This is a genomic window from Streptomyces sp. NPDC127108, from assembly GCF_042677545.1.
Lineage (GTDB): Bacteria > Actinomycetota > Actinomycetes > Streptomycetales > Streptomycetaceae > Streptomyces.
The window spans coordinates 1-16,191 of sequence record NZ_JBHXTE010000086.1 but is presented as its reverse complement, the minus strand read 5'-3'; the positions used below and the strand labels follow the sequence as shown (position 1 = coordinate 16,191).

General features: G+C 73.3%; 9 protein-coding genes, 1 pseudogene and 1 riboswitch. Of the genes and pseudogenes, 5 read left to right on the top strand and 5 right to left on the bottom strand.

All coding sequences use genetic code 11. From position 1 onward, the window contains the following. Positions 1-96: 96 nt before the first annotated feature. Positions 97-828: pseudogene (locus ACFVHO_RS39865) on the top strand (ATP-binding cassette domain-containing protein); the annotation flags it as partial. Beyond that, positions 825-1,616 carry an ABC transporter permease gene (locus ACFVHO_RS39860; protein ID WP_385725435.1) on the top strand — a complete coding sequence of 264 codons (792 nt, stop codon included), beginning with the start codon at positions 825-827 and terminating at the stop codon, positions 1,614-1,616. The pseudogene ACFVHO_RS39865 and the gene ACFVHO_RS39860, both read left to right, overlap by 4 nt. Here ACFVHO_RS39860 and ACFVHO_RS39855 read toward each other — a convergent pair. From ACFVHO_RS39855 to ACFVHO_RS39840, 4 genes are all read right to left on the bottom strand, one after another. After that, positions 1,537-4,902, bottom strand: coding sequence for an ATP-binding protein (locus tag ACFVHO_RS39855; protein WP_385725434.1), 3,366 nt, complete (start codon positions 4,900-4,902; stop codon positions 1,537-1,539). The genes ACFVHO_RS39860 and ACFVHO_RS39855 overlap by 80 nt on opposite strands. A 68-nt stretch (positions 4,903-4,970) precedes the next feature. Next, on the bottom strand, positions 4,971-6,116 hold the full coding sequence (locus ACFVHO_RS39850) for a bifunctional 2-methylcitrate synthase/citrate synthase (protein WP_385725433.1): 1,146 nt from the start codon (positions 6,114-6,116) through the stop codon (positions 4,971-4,973). 71 nt (positions 6,117-6,187) lie between these two features. Beyond that, complete coding sequence (gene prpB / locus ACFVHO_RS39845; RefSeq protein ID WP_385725432.1) at positions 6,188-7,093, bottom strand: methylisocitrate lyase; 906 nt, start codon at positions 7,091-7,093, stop codon at positions 6,188-6,190. After that, positions 7,093-8,610: an MmgE/PrpD family protein gene (locus tag ACFVHO_RS39840; protein ID WP_385725431.1), complete on the bottom strand. Its 1,518-nt coding sequence runs from the start codon at positions 8,608-8,610 to the stop codon at positions 7,093-7,095. The genes prpB and ACFVHO_RS39840 overlap by 1 nt, the downstream gene beginning before the upstream one ends. Positions 8,611-8,832: 222 nt before the next feature. Between ACFVHO_RS39840 and ACFVHO_RS39835 the strand changes: the two genes are divergently transcribed. After that, entirely contained in the window at positions 8,833-10,272 is a 1,440-nt protein-coding gene (locus ACFVHO_RS39835; protein ID WP_385725430.1) for a short-chain fatty acyl-CoA regulator family protein, read from the top strand. A 4-nt stretch (positions 10,273-10,276) separates the two neighbouring features. On the opposite strand, the gene ACFVHO_RS39830 is transcribed toward ACFVHO_RS39835, so the two are convergent. Continuing rightward, the gene (locus ACFVHO_RS39830) at positions 10,277-11,695 is read right to left on the bottom strand and encodes a short-chain fatty acyl-CoA regulator family protein (RefSeq protein WP_385725429.1); all 1,419 of its coding nucleotides are present in this window, start codon (positions 11,693-11,695) and stop codon (positions 10,277-10,279) included. 358 nt (positions 11,696-12,053) lie between these two features. On the opposite strand from ACFVHO_RS39830, the gene aceA reads away from it, so the two are divergent. Both aceA and metE read left to right on the top strand, forming a co-directional pair. After that, positions 12,054-13,340: an isocitrate lyase gene (aceA, locus tag ACFVHO_RS39825; RefSeq protein ID WP_385725428.1), complete on the top strand. Its 1,287-nt coding sequence runs from the start codon at positions 12,054-12,056 to the stop codon at positions 13,338-13,340. A 108-nt stretch (positions 13,341-13,448) separates the two neighbouring features. Continuing rightward, a riboswitch (cobalamin riboswitch) is annotated at positions 13,449-13,669 on the top strand. Positions 13,670-13,830: 161 nt separating this feature from the next. Then, positions 13,831-16,149 (top strand): 5-methyltetrahydropteroyltriglutamate--homocysteine S-methyltransferase, encoded by a 2,319-nt coding sequence (gene metE / locus ACFVHO_RS39820; RefSeq protein WP_385725427.1) that lies wholly within the window; start codon positions 13,831-13,833, stop codon positions 16,147-16,149. Positions 16,150-16,191 lie beyond the last annotated feature (42 nt).

Below are 16,191 nucleotides of genomic sequence, written 5' to 3'. Positions count from 1 at the left end.
GCCTGCCCCCACACCGCGCAATAAACTAGCCTCCCCCCTGCGTTCGCGCCGGCGGGTGTTCAGTGGGGGCCCGGCCTTCTGGGTGGCCGCCCCCCCCCGCAGGCGGTCCGGGCCGCGATCGGCGTCACCGGGCAGTTCTCCGCCGTCGACGGGCTGATCACCGGCGAGGAGAACATGCTCCTCGTCGCGGACCTGCACCACCTCTCCCGCCACGAGGGCCGCCGCACCACCGCCGCGCTCCTTGAGCGCTTCGATCTGACCGCGGCAGCGAAGAAGCCCGCGGCCACCTACTCGGGCGGCATGCGGCGGCGCCTCGACATCGCCATGACGCTGGTCGGGGACCCGCGCATCATCTTCCTCGACGAGCCGACCACCGGCCTGGACCCGCGCAGCCGCCACACCATGTGGAACGTCATCCGCGAGCTGGTCGCGGGCGGCGTCACCGTCTTCCTCACCACCCAGTACCTGGAGGAGGCCGACGAACTCGCCGACCGCATCGCGGTGTTGAACGACGGCCGGATCGCCGCCGAGGGGAGCGCCGACGAGCTGAAGCGGCTCATCCCCGGCGGGCATGTGCGGCTGCGCTTCGCCGACCGGGCCGCGTACCGGGCCGCCGCCGTCGCCCTGCGCGAGGTCACCGCGGACGACGAGGCGCTGACGTTGCGGATCCCCAGCGACGGCAGCCAGCGCGAGCTGCGCTCCCTCCTCGACTGGCTGGACTCCGCGGCCGTCGAGGCGGACCAGCTGACCGTGCACACCCCCGACCTCGACGACGTGTTCTTCGCCCTGACCGGCGACGCCGACCAGCGCACGGAGGCCGTCCGATGAGTTCCCTCTCCCCCGCCGCGCGCGACTCGTTCACGATGCTGCGCCGCAACCTGCTGCACGCCCGCCGCTATCCGTCGCTCACCCTGAACGTGCTCCTGATGCCGATCGTCCTGCTGCTGCTCTTCGTCTACGTCTTCGGCGACGTGATGAGCGCGGGCATCGACGGCGGCAGCGCCGACCGCTCCGAGTACGTTGCCTATCTCGTCCCGGGCATCCTGCTCATGACGATCGGCGGCGCCCCGGCGGGAACGGCGGTGTCCGTCGCCATGGATATGACCGAGGGCATCATCGCCCGCTTCCGGACCATGGCGATCCACCGTGGCTCCGTGCTCATCGGGCACGTGGTCGGCAGTGTGCTGCGGGCGGTCATCAGTGTGGTCCTCGTGGGCGCGGTAGCCGTGGCCGTCGGCTTCCGGTCCACCGACGCCACGGCCCTGGAGTGGCTGGCGGCGCTCGGACTGCTCGCGCTGGTCGCCACGGCGTTCACCTGGATCGCCGTGGGGATGGGCCTTGCCAGCCCGAACGTGGAGGCGGCCAGCAACAACGCGCTCCCGCTGATGATCCTGCCGTTCCTCTCCAGCGCCTTCGTCCCGGTCGACGCGATGCCGGGCTGGTTCCAGCCGGTCGCCGAGTACCAGCCGTTCACGCCCGCCATCGAGACCCTGCGCGGGCTGCTGCTCGGCAGCGCGATCGGCAACGACTGGTGGATCACGATCGGCTGGTGCCTGGGCCTGGGAACGCTGGGCTACTTCTGGGCGACGTCGTTGTTCCACCGCGATCCTCGATGAGCTCGCGGGCCGCGTCCCGCAACTCGTCCCGCCCCAGGGCGGCGTACCCCGACACCGCGTCGGCGTACGCCGCCCTGTCGGCGTCCTCGGCGGCCCGCCGGGCGCGGGCCGCCGACATGGTCGGCCGGAACTCCCGCAGCACCCGCAGCCGTTCGGCCAGCGCGATCATCCGTACGGCCCCGGCACCGGTCATCGCATCGGCATCGGCCCCCGCGACGGCGTCGGCACCGGCACCGCGACCGGCGCCGACGGACCCCAGCCCCGCCACGCCCAGCGCGTGCAGCACCGTCCCGTACACCGGCAGCTCCAAGAGCGTGCGCGGCGGGCCGACGAGCAGCCTCGCCAGTCGCTCGCGCAGCCGGCCGACGGGCTCCGCGACGCGTTCGGTCCGGCCGGCGTACGCGTGCGCCGTCACCGCGGCCGCCTGGATCTGCAGCGCCCACGGGTCGATCCAGGGATCACCGTGGAACATGGAACCGGCGTGCGCCAACCGCGCCATCGCGCCGCGCCACAGTTCGAGCCCTGCCTCCGTCCGCCCGCGGGCGAGCGCGATCTCGGCGCGCACGCCGATGTCGGGGCTGTAGAAGGAGTCCTGCTGACCGTTGCCGTCCGCCACCTGCCGCAGCCAGTGCTCCGCCTCGTCGAGGTCACCGCGCTGCAGACAGGCGAGGGCGAGGCCGGATCGGATGCCGATGTAGTCGTGCTCGTCACCGAGGCGCGGCAGCGTCTCCAGGGCGACCTTCAGATAGCCGTACGCGGCCTCGCCCTGCCCCGTCTTCAGGCACAGCTCGCTGATCCGGGAGTGGCTGACGACCCGCAGGGTCGGATTGTCGATCGACGCCAGCGCGGCGAGCATCCGGCGCGCCGAGTCGAGCGCGCGGTCGATGTCGTGCTGGTACTCCCAGATGTAGGTGGCGACGCCCTCGGCGATGCCCGCGACCAGCGGCCGCTCGCTGGCGCAGAGCCCGCGCAGCACGGCGTAGTCGGGAGGGAGCATCTCGGGGACCGCGCTCAGGACCACGGCCGTGGCGCGCAGCAGTGTGTCCGGCGGGGCCGGGGGCAGCCGCCGCAGGGTGACGAGCTGGCGTGCGACGTGCGAGCCGTTGAAGAGACTGCCCGTGCACAACACCGCGGCGGCGCGGGCGACTTCGACGTACGCGGGCTCGGGGCGGTAGTGCGACAGGGGCGGGCCGGTGTCGGCGGCGAGCGCGGCGAGGCGGGGGTAGTTGGAGTCGGTGGACCACAGGGCGGCGAGGACGGCGGTGACGGCCGCGGTGGTGGGGCCGTCGGCGCGGGCGAGGGCGTGCCGCAGCGCCGCCACGAGGTTGTCCTGCTCCGCCTTGACGCGCTCCCAGGCGGGCAGGGGCTCCGCGCCGAGGAGCACGTCGTGGTGGGCGACGCCGAAGTCCCGTGCCCAGGCGAGGAACCGCCCGACGGCCTCCTCCTCACCGCCCGCCGGAGCGAGTTCCCCGCCCGCGGCCGCGCGACCACCAGCCGCCGTCGCGCTTTCCCGGCCGGTCATCGCGCGGTCCCGGCCCGTCATCGCACGTTCCCTGCCCGTCGGCGCGGGCTCCCCGCCCGCCTCCGCCAGCCGCGCCGCGCCGAACTCCCGTACCGTCTCCAGCATCCGGAACCGCACGCCGACCGGTGTCTCGACGACGGTGAGCAGCGACTGGTCGGCCAGCTGCTCGAGGAGCGGCAGCGCGTCCGCGCCCAGGACCTGTTCCGCCGCGTCGCCGCTGAAGCCGCCGGGGAAGACGGACAGCGTGCGCAGCGCCGCCCTGGCGTCCCGCGCGAGCAGGTTCCAGCTCCACTCGACGACGGCGTGCAGGGTGCGGTGGCGCTCCGGCGCGTCCCGGGCGCCGCCGCGCAGCAGGGCGAACCGGTCGCCGAGTCGGCGGGCGATGTCCGGCACGGAGAGGGCCCGGACCCGGGCCGCGGCCAACTCCACGGCGAGCGGCAGGCCGTCGAGGTGACGGCACAGCTCGGCCACCGCGTCCGGTGGCAGTCGTACGCCGGGCCGGGCGGCGCGGGCCCGCTGGATGAACAGCTCGACGGAGGTGTCGAGGCCGAGTTCGGGCAGCGCGTACACCGCCTCCGACGTGAGGTCCAGCGGGGCCCTGCTGGTGGTAAGCACCGTGAGGTCCCGGGAGGCGGAGACCAGGGAGCGCACGAGGTCGGCGGCGCCGCGGATGACGTGTTCGCAGTTGTCGAGGACCAGCAGGGCGGGCCCGGTGCCGAGCACGCCGAGGATGCCGGTCACGGGGTCGACCGGGGTGTGGCCGGTCACCGCGCCCTGTCTGCCCTCGCCCGCGCCGAGCGCGGCGGCCACCTCCGCGGGGACGTCGTGGTCCGCGGTGACACCGGCGAGCGGCACGAAGTGCACGACGCGCTGCTCGGCCCGGCGGCTGACGGCGTGCGCGAGCCGGGTCTTGCCGAGGCCGCCGGGACCGACGACGGAGACGGCCCGCGAGGCCCGCAGGAGCCGCTCGACCTCCGCGATGTCCTCGTCCCTGCCGAGGAGTCGGTTCGGCTCGTGCGGTACGCCGTGCCTGACCACCGGTGCCTCGCCGCGCAGCAGCTCCCGCTGTACGGCCTTGAGCCCGGCGCCGGGCTCCGTGCCGAGGTCGTCGCGCAGGTCGCGGCGGTACGCCTCGTAGCGTGTCAGCGCGGCGGCCGGGCCCGCCGTCGCCGCCGTGCCGCGCAGCAGTTCGGCGAGCACCTCCTCGTCGCGCGGCTGCGCCGCCGCCACCTCGGCCAGCGGTCCGGCCGCCTCCGGGTGCCGTCCGAGGCGGGCGAGCGCGAGGGCACGGGCGCGGGCGAGCCGGTCGCGGACGGGGGCGCGCTCGGCGCGCAGCGCGGCAACGGGGTCGTCGCTTTCGCCCCCGGCGTCGGGGACGCCCGGCCAGAGGGCGAGCCCGGCCTCGGCGGCGGCGAGCGATCCGGCGTGGTCCCCGGCCCTGGCCCGGTCCGCGCTCGTGGTGGCGTGCCGCAGCAGGGCGGAGCTGTCGACCTGGTCCTCGGTGAGGGTGAGCCGGTAGCCGGTCGCCGTGCTCGCGATGGTGTCGGCGCCGAGCTGGGCCCGCGCCCTGGACACGAGGACCTGCACCGCCTTCCCGGGCCGCTCCGGCAGCGCGTCCGGCCAGAGGCCCGCCACGAGGTGTTCGGTGCTGCGGCCGGTGCGCAGGTCGCCCGCGAGCAGCGCGAGGAGTCCGCGGACGCGGGGTGCGGTGACCTCCTGCCCGCGATGGGCGACCCGTGGCAGCAGGGTCAGGTCGGTGCTCATCGGTGCAGATTAGCCAAGGTGGCGGCGGCCTGGGCGCGGCTCCCCGGGGCGGGGGTCAGGGGCCGGGTTCAGGGGCGGATCGGCACGGTCCGCTGGCCGGGCCCCGTGTAGGCGCCGAGCGGGCGGATGAGGGCGTTGTGGGCGAGCTGTTCGGTGATGTGGGCGGTCCAGCCGGTGACGCGGCTCATCACGAAGAGCGGTGTGAAGGCGGGGATGTCGAAGCCCATCAGGTGGTAGGCGAGCCCTGCGGGGTAGTCGAGGTTGGGGTGGATGCCCTTGCGGGCGGTCATGGCGTCCCGCAGGGCCGTGTGCAGGGCCGCGAGGCGGGCGGCCGCCGGGTCGGCGGCGTGGGCGACGAGCCGGTCGGTGGCCTCCTGCATGATCGGTACGCGGGAGTCGCCGTGCTTGTAGACACGGTGGCCGAACCCCATGATCCGGCGCTTCGCCGCGAGGGCCTCGTCGAGCCACTCCCCCGCCCGTTCCGGCTCACCGATCTCGCCCAGCATGTGCATCACGGCTTCGTTGGCGCCGCCGTGCAGGGGGCCCTTGAGGGCGCCGATGGCGGCGGTGACGGCGCTGTAGAGGTCGGAGAGGGTGGAGGTGACGACGCGCGCGGTGAACGTCGAGGCGTTGAAGCTGTGTTCGGCGTACAGGACGAGGGAGATCTCGAAGCAGCGGACGACCTCCGGCTCGGGGACGCGCCCGAAGCACATGTGGAAGAAGTTCTCGGCGTACCCGAGGGACGCGTCGGGCTGGATCGGGGTGAGGCCCCGGCGCCTGCGGTGATCGGCGGCCACGACGGTCGGCAGCTTCGCCAGGAGCCCGAGGGACTTGCTGAGGTTTGCCGCCGGGGTGCCGTCGTCCTCGGCGGGGTCCTCGGCGCCGAAGAAGCTGACGGCGGTGCGCAGGACGTCCATGGGGTGGCAGGTCTCCGGCAGGCGGGCCAGGAGTTCCACGGTGGTGCGGTCCAGCGGGCGCAGGGCGCGTTCGCGGGCACGGAAGGCGCCCAACTGGTCGGCGTCGGGCAGATCGCCGTGCCAGAGCAGATGGGCGACCTCCTCGAAGGAGCAGCGGGCGGCCAGGTCCTGGACCGGGTAGCCGCGGTAGGTGAGGGAGTTGGTCTCCTGGATGACGGTGGAGATCTGGGTGGTGTCGGCGACGACACCGGCGAGGCCTCGGTGGACGTCCGGCTGTGCGGGTGTGGCGGTGGTCATGCGGGGGCTCCTCGAAGTGAGGCTGCGGGCCGGGGGAAATAAGGGCCGGGCGCACCCGGCGGGACGGGGCGTCAGGCGCCCGGCGGAAGGTGGAAGTCGAAGACGGCCGAGTCGAAGGCCGCGTACTCCTCGTATCCGAGGACTTCGTAGAGCCGGGAGCGGGTCTGCATGCGCGGGACGAGCGACTCCTGGGTGCCCTCGGCGGCGAGGGTGCGCAGGCCCTCCTCGACGGCGCCCATCGCGAGCCGGAAGAGCGTGACCGGGTACAGGGCGATGTTGTAGCCGAGGTTCTCCAGGGCGGTCGTGGTCAGCAGCGGGCCCTTGCCGAACTCCGTCATGTTGGCGAGCAGCGGTACGTCGACGGCCTTGCGGAACGCCTCGAACTCGGCCTCGTCGTGCAGGGCTTCGGGGAACACGGCGTCGGCGCCCGCGTCGACGTACGCCTTCGCCCGGTCGATCGCGGCGGCAAGGCCCTCCACGCCGCGCGCGTCGGTGCGGGCCATCAGCAGGAAGCCGGGGTCGCGGCGGGCGTCGGCGGCCGCGCGGACCCGCCGCGCCATGTCGGCGGTCGGCACGAGCGTCTTGCCGTCGAGGTGGCCGCAGCGCTTGACGGCGATCTGGTCCTCCAGATGCATCCCTGCGAGCCCGGCGTCCTCGAAGAGCTGCGTGGCGCGGGCGGCGTTGAGGGGTGCGCCGAAGCCGGTGTCGGCGTCGATGAGGACGGGCAGGTCGGTGACGCGGGTGATCTGCTGGGCGCGGGCGGCGATCTCGGTGGCGGTGGTGAGGCCGATGTCGGGCAGGCACAGTTCGGCGGCGAGGACGGCGCCGGAGAGGTAGGCGGCCTCGAAACCGTGCTGCTCGATGAGGGTCGCCGCGTACGGGTTGATGGCTCCCGGCATGCGCAGGAGCCGTCCGGAGGCGAGCTGTTCCCGCAGGTCCTTGCGGCGTTCGGCGGGGGTGGTGCGGGTGTGCAGCATCAGAACAGGCCCTTCGGGAGCCGGCTGTCGTACGCGGTGACGACGGCGGCGTCGACCGCCGGGAACAGGTCGGCGAGTCCCGCCGTGTCCAGCTCGGCCAGTCGGCCCGCCGCGTCCAGGAAGGCGTCCCGCGCGCCCGGCGTGACGACGCCGTCGGTGAGGGCGTCGAACTTGGCGGTGTAGCCGTCGCGGTCGAACGGGCGGGCTCCGGCCGGATGGGCGTCGGCGACGGCGAGTTCGTCCTCGACGACGGTGCCGTCGTCGAGGGTGACGACCGCGCGGCCGCCGAAGGCACGGCGCGCGGGGTCGGGGTCGTGGTAGCGGCGGGTCCACTCCGCCTCCTCCACGGTGGTGATCCGCCGCCACAGTTCCACGGTGTCCGGGCGGCGGGCCCGGTCGGGGGCGTAGGAGCGTTCGTGGTGCCAGGTGCCGTCCTGGAGGGCGACGGCGAAGATGTACGGCACGGAGTGGTCGAGCGTCTCGCGGCTGGCCGTCGGGTCGTACTTCTGCGGGTCGTTCGCGCCGGAGCCGATGACGTGGTGGGTGTGGTGGCTGGTGTGCAGGACGACGGAGCGGACCCGGTCGAGCGGGCCGGTCTTCTCGCGAAGGCGCCGCGCGAGGTCGATGACCGCCTGCGCCTGGTACTCCGCCGAGTGCTCCTTGGTGTAGGTGTCGAGGATCGCGCGGCGCGGCTCGCCCGGCTCGGGCAGCGGGACGGTGTACGAGGCCTCGGGCCCGTCGAGCAGCCAGGCGAGGAAGCCGTCCTCGCCCTCGTAGATCGGCGCGGGCGCGCCTTCGCCGCGCATCGCCCGGTCCACGGCCTCGATCGCCGCCTTCCCGGCGAAGGCGGGGGCGAACGCCTTCCAGCTGGAGATCTCGCCCTTGCGGGACTGCCGGGTCGCGGTCGTGGTGTGCACCGCCTGCCCGACGGCCTGGTGCACGGTCTCCGTCGGCAGCCGCAGCATGGCCCCGAGTCCGCAGGCCGTGGCCGCGCCGAGGTGCGCCACGTGGTCGATGCGGTGCGCGTGCAGGCAGATGCCCTTGACGAGCGCGACATGGGTCTCGTACGCGGCGACGATGCCGCGCAGCAGATCGGCGCCGGAGCGGCCGGTGTGCTGGGCGACGGCGAGCAGCGGCGGGATGTTGTCGCCGGGGTGGGAGTAGTCCGCCGCCAAGTACGTGTCGTGGAAGTCGAGTTCGCGCACGGCCGTGCCGTTCGCCCAGGCCGCCCACGCCGGTGCGACCCGGGCCCGGCCGCCGAAGACGCTGGCGCCGGCGGTGGCCGCCGGGTGGGCGGCGGCCTGGGCGCGGGCCACGGCGACCGGCCGGCGCAGCAGCGAGGCCAGGGCGACGGCGGCGTTGTCGATCACGCGGTTGACGGCCATGGCGGCGGCCGCCGGGTCCAGGTCGGCGGCCTCCTGGGTGCCGGTGGCGACGGTGGCGAGCTTCCAGGCCAACTGGTCCTCGCGGGGCAGCCGGTCGGCGCTGGGGTGGACGCGTACCTGATGGTCGATCACGGGACTCCTCGCGATGTGCGGCTGAGCGGACCGCCCCGACCCGGGGCGGTCTTGCCTTCCGCACCGATCATTCCCACCCGGAGGCCCGTGGGCGACGGCTCCAACCTGTGAAATCCGTACCGCCGGGGGCTGTGAAACTGCGAATTCTGCGAAAGATGCGGATGGTAACTTCGCAACGAAGGACCGATCGGGCGCCGCCCTCGGGGAAGGAGCGCAGCACTCATGGCACGGCCTCCCGCACGGAAGATCTACGCGCACGCCAAGCTGCGCAGGCTGCGCGCCGAGCGCGGCATGAACCAGGTCGAGCTGGCCCGCTCGCTCGGCATCTCGACGAGCTACCTCAACCAGATAGAGCACAGCCAGCGTCCGCTGACCGCCCCGGTCCTGCTGCGCATCGCCGAAGTGCTCGGCGTGGACCCCGAGTTCTTCTCGGAGGCGGCGGAGGAACGCCTCGCCACCGATCTGCGGGCCGCCCTCGGCGACGAGGCCACCGGTGTGTCCGCCGCCGCGGAGGAGGCCGTCGAGGTGGCCCGCGACCACCCCGAGGTGGCCCGCGCCCTGGTGGCCCTGCACCATCGCTACCGTGACGCCGCCGAGCAGGTCGCCGCCCTGGCCTCGGCCGACGCGCCCGGCGTCGCCCTGCCCCCGGCCGAACCGCACGACGAGGTGCGCGACTTCTTCTACGCCCACCACAACCACTTCGAACCGCTCGACAGCGCGGCGGAGAGCGCGGCGCGGGAGTGGGGTCTTGTGTCGGCCCACTCGGCCACCGACATCCTGGGGCGGCGTCTGGCCGACCGCCATCACGTCACGGTGGTGCGGGCGGCGCCCGAACGCGCGGCGGACGCCCGCCGCTTCGACGCGACGAGCCGCCTGCTGTTCCTGTCGCCCTGGCTGACCGAGGGCCAGCGCGCGTTCCAACTGGCGACGCAGATCGCCCTGTTGGAGTACGGGCCGCTGCTCGACACGCTGGTCGGCGCGGCCGGGCCGACCTCCGCGCAGGCCGCGGCACTGACCCGGATCGGCCTCGCGAACTACTTCGCCGGTGCCCTGCTCATGCCGTACACGGCCTTCCTCGCCGCCGCCGAGGAGCTGCGCTACGACATCGAGCTGCTCCAGGCGCGGTTCGGCGTCGGCTTCGAGACGGTCTGCCACCGCCTCAGTACCCTCCAGCGTTCCGGGCGGCGCGGGGTGCCCTTCTCGTTCCTGCGCGTGGACCGCGCCGGGAACGTCTCCAAGCGGCAGTCCGCCACCGACTTCCACTTCTCCCGGCTCGGCGGCACCTGCCCGCTGTGGACGGTGTACGAGGCGTTCTCCGCCCCCGGCCGGATCCTCACCCAGGTCGCCGAAATGCCCGACGGCAAGCGCTACTTCTGGGTGGCCCGCACGGTCACCCGGGGCGGCGCGGGACACCATGCGCCGCGCGCCGAGTTCGCCGTCGCCCTGGGCTGCGAACTGCGCCACGCGCACCGCCTCGTCTACGCCGAGGGCGTCGCACTCGACGACCCGCGCGCGGCGACCCCCATCGGCCTGGGCTGCCGCCTCTGCGAACGCCGCGACTGCGCGCAGCGGGCCCGCCCCCCGGCCGGCGGGCGCCTGGCGGTCGATCCCGACCGGCGGACGTACGTGCCGTATCCGGTGGAGTCGTCGGGCGGCGCCTGACCCGTCAGTCGAGGCCCTGGCGCGCCCTGACCACCGGGTAGGGCACGAAGGTGCTGCTGTTCTCGTCGATCGCCAGGCTCCGGTCCAGCGGGGGGACGGCCCGTTGGGGGCAGTCGGTGCGTTCGCAGAGGCGGCAGCCCATGCCGATGGGGACGGCGGCCGAGGTGTTGTCGAGGTCGAGGCCGTCGGAGTAGACGAGGCGGGAGGCATGGCGGATCTCGCAGCCGAGGCCGATGGCGAAGGTCTTGCCGGGTTCGCCCCAGCCGCCGCGGTGCCGGGTGAGCGCGCGGGCGGTCCACAGGTAGCGCTGCCCGTCCGGCATGGCGGCGACCTGGACGTGGATGCGGCCGGGCGCGGCGAACGCCTCGTACACGTTCCACAGCGGGCAGGTGCCGCCCGCGCGGGAGAAGTGGAACGCGGTGGCGGACTGGCGTTTGGACATGTTGCCCGCCCGGTCGACCCGGACGAAGGAGAAGGGCACGCCGCGCAGCCGGGGCCGCTGCAGGGTGCTGAGGCGGTGGCAGATCGTCTCGTAGCCGAGCCCGAAGTGGTCGCAGAGCCGCTCGATGTCGTAGCGGAACTCCTCCGCGGCGGCGTGGAAGCGGCGGTAGGGCAGGATCAGCGCGGCGGCGAAGTAGTTGGCGATGCCGATGCGGGCCAGCGGCCAGGCCGCGGAGTCCGGCGCGAAGTCCTCCGAGGCGAGGGCGGAGACCTGGTCCGTGTGTTCCAGGAGCGCGAGCTGGGTGGCCATGCGGAACGCCTGCTGGCCGGGGCGGAGGCGGCCGGAGAGGTGCAGGACGCGGGCTGCCGGGTCGTAGTGGTGCAGGAGCTCGTCGGAGTCCGCGGCGAGGCGCACGCCGTGGCGTTCGCCGAGCCGTGCGGACAGGGCACGGACGACCTCGCCGGGGCGGATGCCTATCTCCTCCGCGAACTGCTCGGCGGCGAGGTCGACGTCGTGCAGGTAGTTCTGGCGCCGGTAGAAGAACTCGCGGATCTCCTCGTGGGCGGAGCGCGGCTGCGCCACCGGTCCCGGCCCCCGGCCCTCCGCCGCTTCGGCGAGCTGCTCGGTGAGGCGCTGGTTGCGGCGGCCGAGGTCCACCAGGAGCGTGGCCACGGCGGGCATGCGGGAGGCGAGGTCCGAGAGGTCGGACGCCGACACCTGGCCGGTGGAGACCTCGCCGGTGAGGGCGTCCCGCAGGTCGGCGACCAGCCTGCTCGTGTCGCGTTCGGAGAAGAAGCCCGGGTCGACGCCGAACGCCTCGGTCAGGCGCAGCAGGACCGGCACGGTGAGCGGGCGGGAGTCGTGCTCCATCTGGTTCAGATAGCTCGGCGAGATGGCGAGGGTCCTGGCCAGGTCGGCCTGGCTCATACGGCGTTCCTCGCGCAGCCTTCGCAGTCGCGCTCCGGCGTACGTCTTGCTCACTCGTGGCTCCCGTCCGGCCCGTCGGTCATGCCCGCGATCGTAGTCACGCGAACCCTCCCCACGGGCCTTAACAGAGTTGGCAGAACCGCCGGAGAAGATTCGCAGAAGTTGGCACCCCTCCTCGGTTGCTGGCACTGAGTGCCGATGCCACAGTCGAACTGCGGCTCGCCGGACTCCGTCGGGCGAAGCGGAACCGGGGCACCAACTCATGCCCTGACGTCGGAGATCCCGGCCCACTCCGCCCGACTCGGCAGCATTGCTCACCTGTCCACCTACGGATCCGGCGGGCCGCACCTCAGATAGGTCAGGCACTCAGTGCCAGATGTTCGCACAGTTCACGAATCTCCGGGAGACGGTCATGGCACAGGCAGGGACGACGACGGCGACGGCCGAGGAGCTCGCGCGGCGGTGGGCGACCGACCCGCGGTGGCAGGGGATCGAGCGCACCTACAGCGCCGCGGACGTCGTGCGGCTCTCCGGCAGCGTCCGCGAGGAGCACACCCTGGCCCGGCGCGGCGCCGAGCGGCTCTGGCGCCAACTGCACGACCTCGACTACGTGCACGCCCTCGGCGCGCTGACCGGCGGGCAGGCGGTGCAGCAGGTCAAGGCGGGGCTGCAGGCGATCTACCTGTCCGGCTGGCAGGTGGCCGCCGACGCCAACCAGGCCGGGCACACCTACCCCGACCAGTCGCTCTATCCGGCCAACTCCGTTCCGCAGGTGGTCCGTCGGATCAACAACGCGCTGCTGCGCGCCGACCAGATCGCCACCAGCGAGGGCGACTCCGCCGTGGACTGGCTGGCCCCGATCGTGGCCGACGCGGAGGCCGGGTTCGGCGGCCCGCTGAACGCCTTCGAGCTGACCAAGGCGATGATCGCGGCGGGCGCGGCCGGCATCCACTACGAGGACCAGCTCGCCTCGGAGAAGAAGTGCGGCCACCTCGGCGGCAAGGTCCTCGTCCCCACCGCCCAGCACGTCCGCACCCTCAACGCGGCCCGCCTGGCGGCCGACATCGCCGATGTGCCGACCCTGATCGTCGCCCGCACCGACGCGCTCGCCGCCAACCTCCTCACCAGCGACGTCGACGAGCGCGACGCCGAGTTCGTGACCGGCGAGCGGACCGCCGAGGGCTTCTACCGCGTCCGGGCCGGCATGGCCCCCGTCATCGCGCGCGGACTCGCCTACGCCCCGTACGCCGACCTCATCTGGGTCGAGACCGGCACCCCCGACCTCGCCCAGGCCCGCGAGTTCGCCGAGGCGATCCACGCCGAGCACCCCGACCAGATGCTGGCCTACAACTGCTCGCCGTCCTTCAACTGGAAGGCCGCGCTCGACGACGACCAGATCGCCAAGTTCCAGCGCGAACTGGGCGCCATGGGCTACAAGTTCCAGTTCATCACCCTGGCCGGATTCCACTCCCTCAACCACGGCATGTTCGACCTCGCCCGCGGCTACGCCGACCACGGCATGACCGCGTACGTGGACCTCCAGGAGAAGGAGTTCGCCGCCCAGGAGCACGGCTTCACCGCCGTCAAGCACCAGCGCGAGGTCGGCACCGGCTACTTCGACCTCGTGTCCACCGCGGTCAACCCGGCCTCCTCCACCACCGCCCTGGCCGGCTCCACCGAGGAGGAGCAGTTCCACTAGGGTCCGCCGGGCCGGGCCGTTCGGGCGCACGCCCAAACGGCCCCCGCCCGTGTCTCATCTCACGTTCCGGAATGTGAACACCGCTGCCCAGGAGCGCGTCCACCCTCTAACCTGACGCGTGCAGCTGGTTCGCCCTGTCCGCCAGGCAGGCGCGTCGTAAGAGGGAACCCGGTGGGAATCCGGGACTGCCCCGCAGCGGTGAGCGGGAACGACCGCCGTCACACGCACTGGGTCCGATGAACGGGGCCTGGGAAGCGACGGCCAGTAGGTGTCTGCCCCGGCAGACGTGCCCGCGAGTCCGAAGACCTGCCCGTTGCCCGTACGCGACCGATCGCGTGCGGACATCCCGGTGACCTCGTGGGCGGGTCGGCGTACATACCAGACGGAACACCCTGCCAGTGGCGTGCGTGGTGTCCGTCTCGTTCGTCATCCCTTCGCGTCCGTGTCCCGTCCCGGGATTCTCAGGAGTCATCTCGCGAAGGAGATTTCCGTGACAGCGAAGTCCGCAGCCGCGGCAGCACGGGCCACCGTGTACGGCTACCCCCGTCAGGGCGCAGGCCGTGAACTCAAGAAGGCGATCGAGGGGTACTGGAAGGGCCGCGTCACCGCCGACGCCCTCCGGGAGACCGCGAAGGAGCTGCGCCGCTCCACCTGGCAGCGCCTGGCGGCGGCCGGTGTCCACGAGGTGCCGACCGGTGACTTCTCGTACTACGACCACGTCCTGGACACCAGTGTCATGGTCGGCGCCGTCCCCCGGCGGCACCGCTCCGCCGTCGCCGCCGACCCCCTCGACGGCTACTTCGCCATGGCCCGCGGCACCCAGGACGTCGCGCCGCTCGAGATGACCAAGTGGTTCGACACCAACTACCACTACCTGGTGCCGGAGCTCGGCCCCGACACCGTCTTCAGCGCCGACTCCACCCAGCAGGTCGCCGAGCTCAAGGAGGCCCTCGCGCTCGGCCTCGCCGCCCGCCCGGTCCTCGTCGGCCCCGTCACATATCTGCTGCTCGCCAAGCCCGCGCCCGGCGTGGCCGCGGACTTCGAGCCGCTGACGCTCCTCGACCGGCTCCTTCCCGTGTACGCCGAGGTCCTCGCGGACCTGCGCGCGGCCGGCGCCGAGTGGGTGCAGCTCGACGAGCCCGCCCTGGTCCAGGACCGCACCCCGGCCGACCTCAACGCCGCCGAGCGCGCCTACCGCGACCTCGGCGCCCTCACCGACCGGCCGAAGCTGCTCGTCGCCTCCTACTTCGACCGGCTCGGCGACGCCCTGCCGGTCCTGGCGAAGGCCCCGATCGACGGCCTCGCCCTGGACTTCACCGACGCGGCCGCCGCCAACCTCGACGCGCTCGCCGCGGTGGGCGGACTGCCCGGCAAGCGCCTCGTCGCCGGTGTCGTCAACGGCCGCAACATCTGGATCAACGACCTGGAGAAGTCCCTGGCCACCCTGGGGACGCTCCTGGGCCTCGCCGACCGGGTCGACGTCGCCGCCTCCTGCTCGCTCCTGCACGTCCCGATCGACGCGGCGGCCGAGCGGGACATCGACCCGCAGATCCTGCGCTGGCTCGCGTTCGCCCAGCAGAAGACCGGCGAGATCGTCACCCTGGCCAAGGGCCTCGCGCAGGGCACCGACACCATCGCCGCCGAACTCGCCGCCAACCGGGCCGACCTGGCCTCCCGCGCCGGTTCCGCGATCACCCACGACCCGGCCGTCCGGGCCAGGGCCGCGGCCGTCACCGACGCCGACGGCCGCCGCTCGCAGCCGTACACCGCGCGGGCCGACGCCCAGCGCGCCCACCTCGGCCTGCCGCTGCTTCCCACGACCACCATCGGCTCGTTCCCGCAGACCACGGAGCTGCGCACGGCCCGCGCCGACCTGCGCGCGGGGCGCATCGACACCGCCGGGTACGAACAGCGCATCGAGAACGAGATCCGCGAGGTCATCTCCTTCCAGGAGAAGACCGGCATCGACGTCCTGGTGCACGGCGAGCCCGAACGCAACGACATGGTGCAGTACTTCGCCGAGCAGCTCACCGGCTATCTGGCCACCCAGCACGGATGGGTCCAGTCCTACGGCACCCGCTACGTCCGCCCGCCGGTCCTCGCCGGTGACATCTCCCGCCCCGAGCCGATGACGGTGCGCTGGACGTCGTACGCCAACTCCCTGACGGAGCGCCCGGTCAAGGGCATGCTCACCGGGCCCGTCACCATGCTCGCCTGGTCCTTCGTCCGCGACGACCAGCCGCTCGGCGACACCGCCCGCCAGGTGGCCCTCGCCCTGCGCGACGAGGTCGACGACCTGGAGGCGGCGGGCACTTCCGTCATCCAGGTCGACGAGCCCGCGCTGCGCGAGACGCTGCCGCTGCGCGCCGCCGACCGCCCGGCCTATCTGGACTGGGCCACCGAGTCCTTCCGCCTCACCACCAGCGGGGTGCGGCCCGACACCCAGATCCACACCCACATGTGCTACGCCGAGTTCGGCGACATCGTCCAGGCCATCGACGACCTCGACGCCGACGTCATCAGCCTGGAGGCCGCCCGCTCGCACATGCAGGTCGCCCGCGAACTGGCCGAGCACGGCTACCCGCGCGAGGCGGGACCGGGCGTCTACGACATCCACTCCCCGCGCGTCCCCGACGCGGACGAGGCCGCCGCCCTCCTCCGCAAGGGCCTCGAGGCCATCCCCGCCGAGCGCCTCTGGGTCAACCCCGACTGCGGCCTGAAGACCCGCGGCTGGCCCGAGACCCGCGCCTCACTGGAGAACCTGGTCTCGGCGGCCCGCACGGTCCGGGGTGAACTGCCCAAGTCCTGACCTCGGTCCGGGCGGCGGGGCCGGAGCACCCACAGGTGTTCC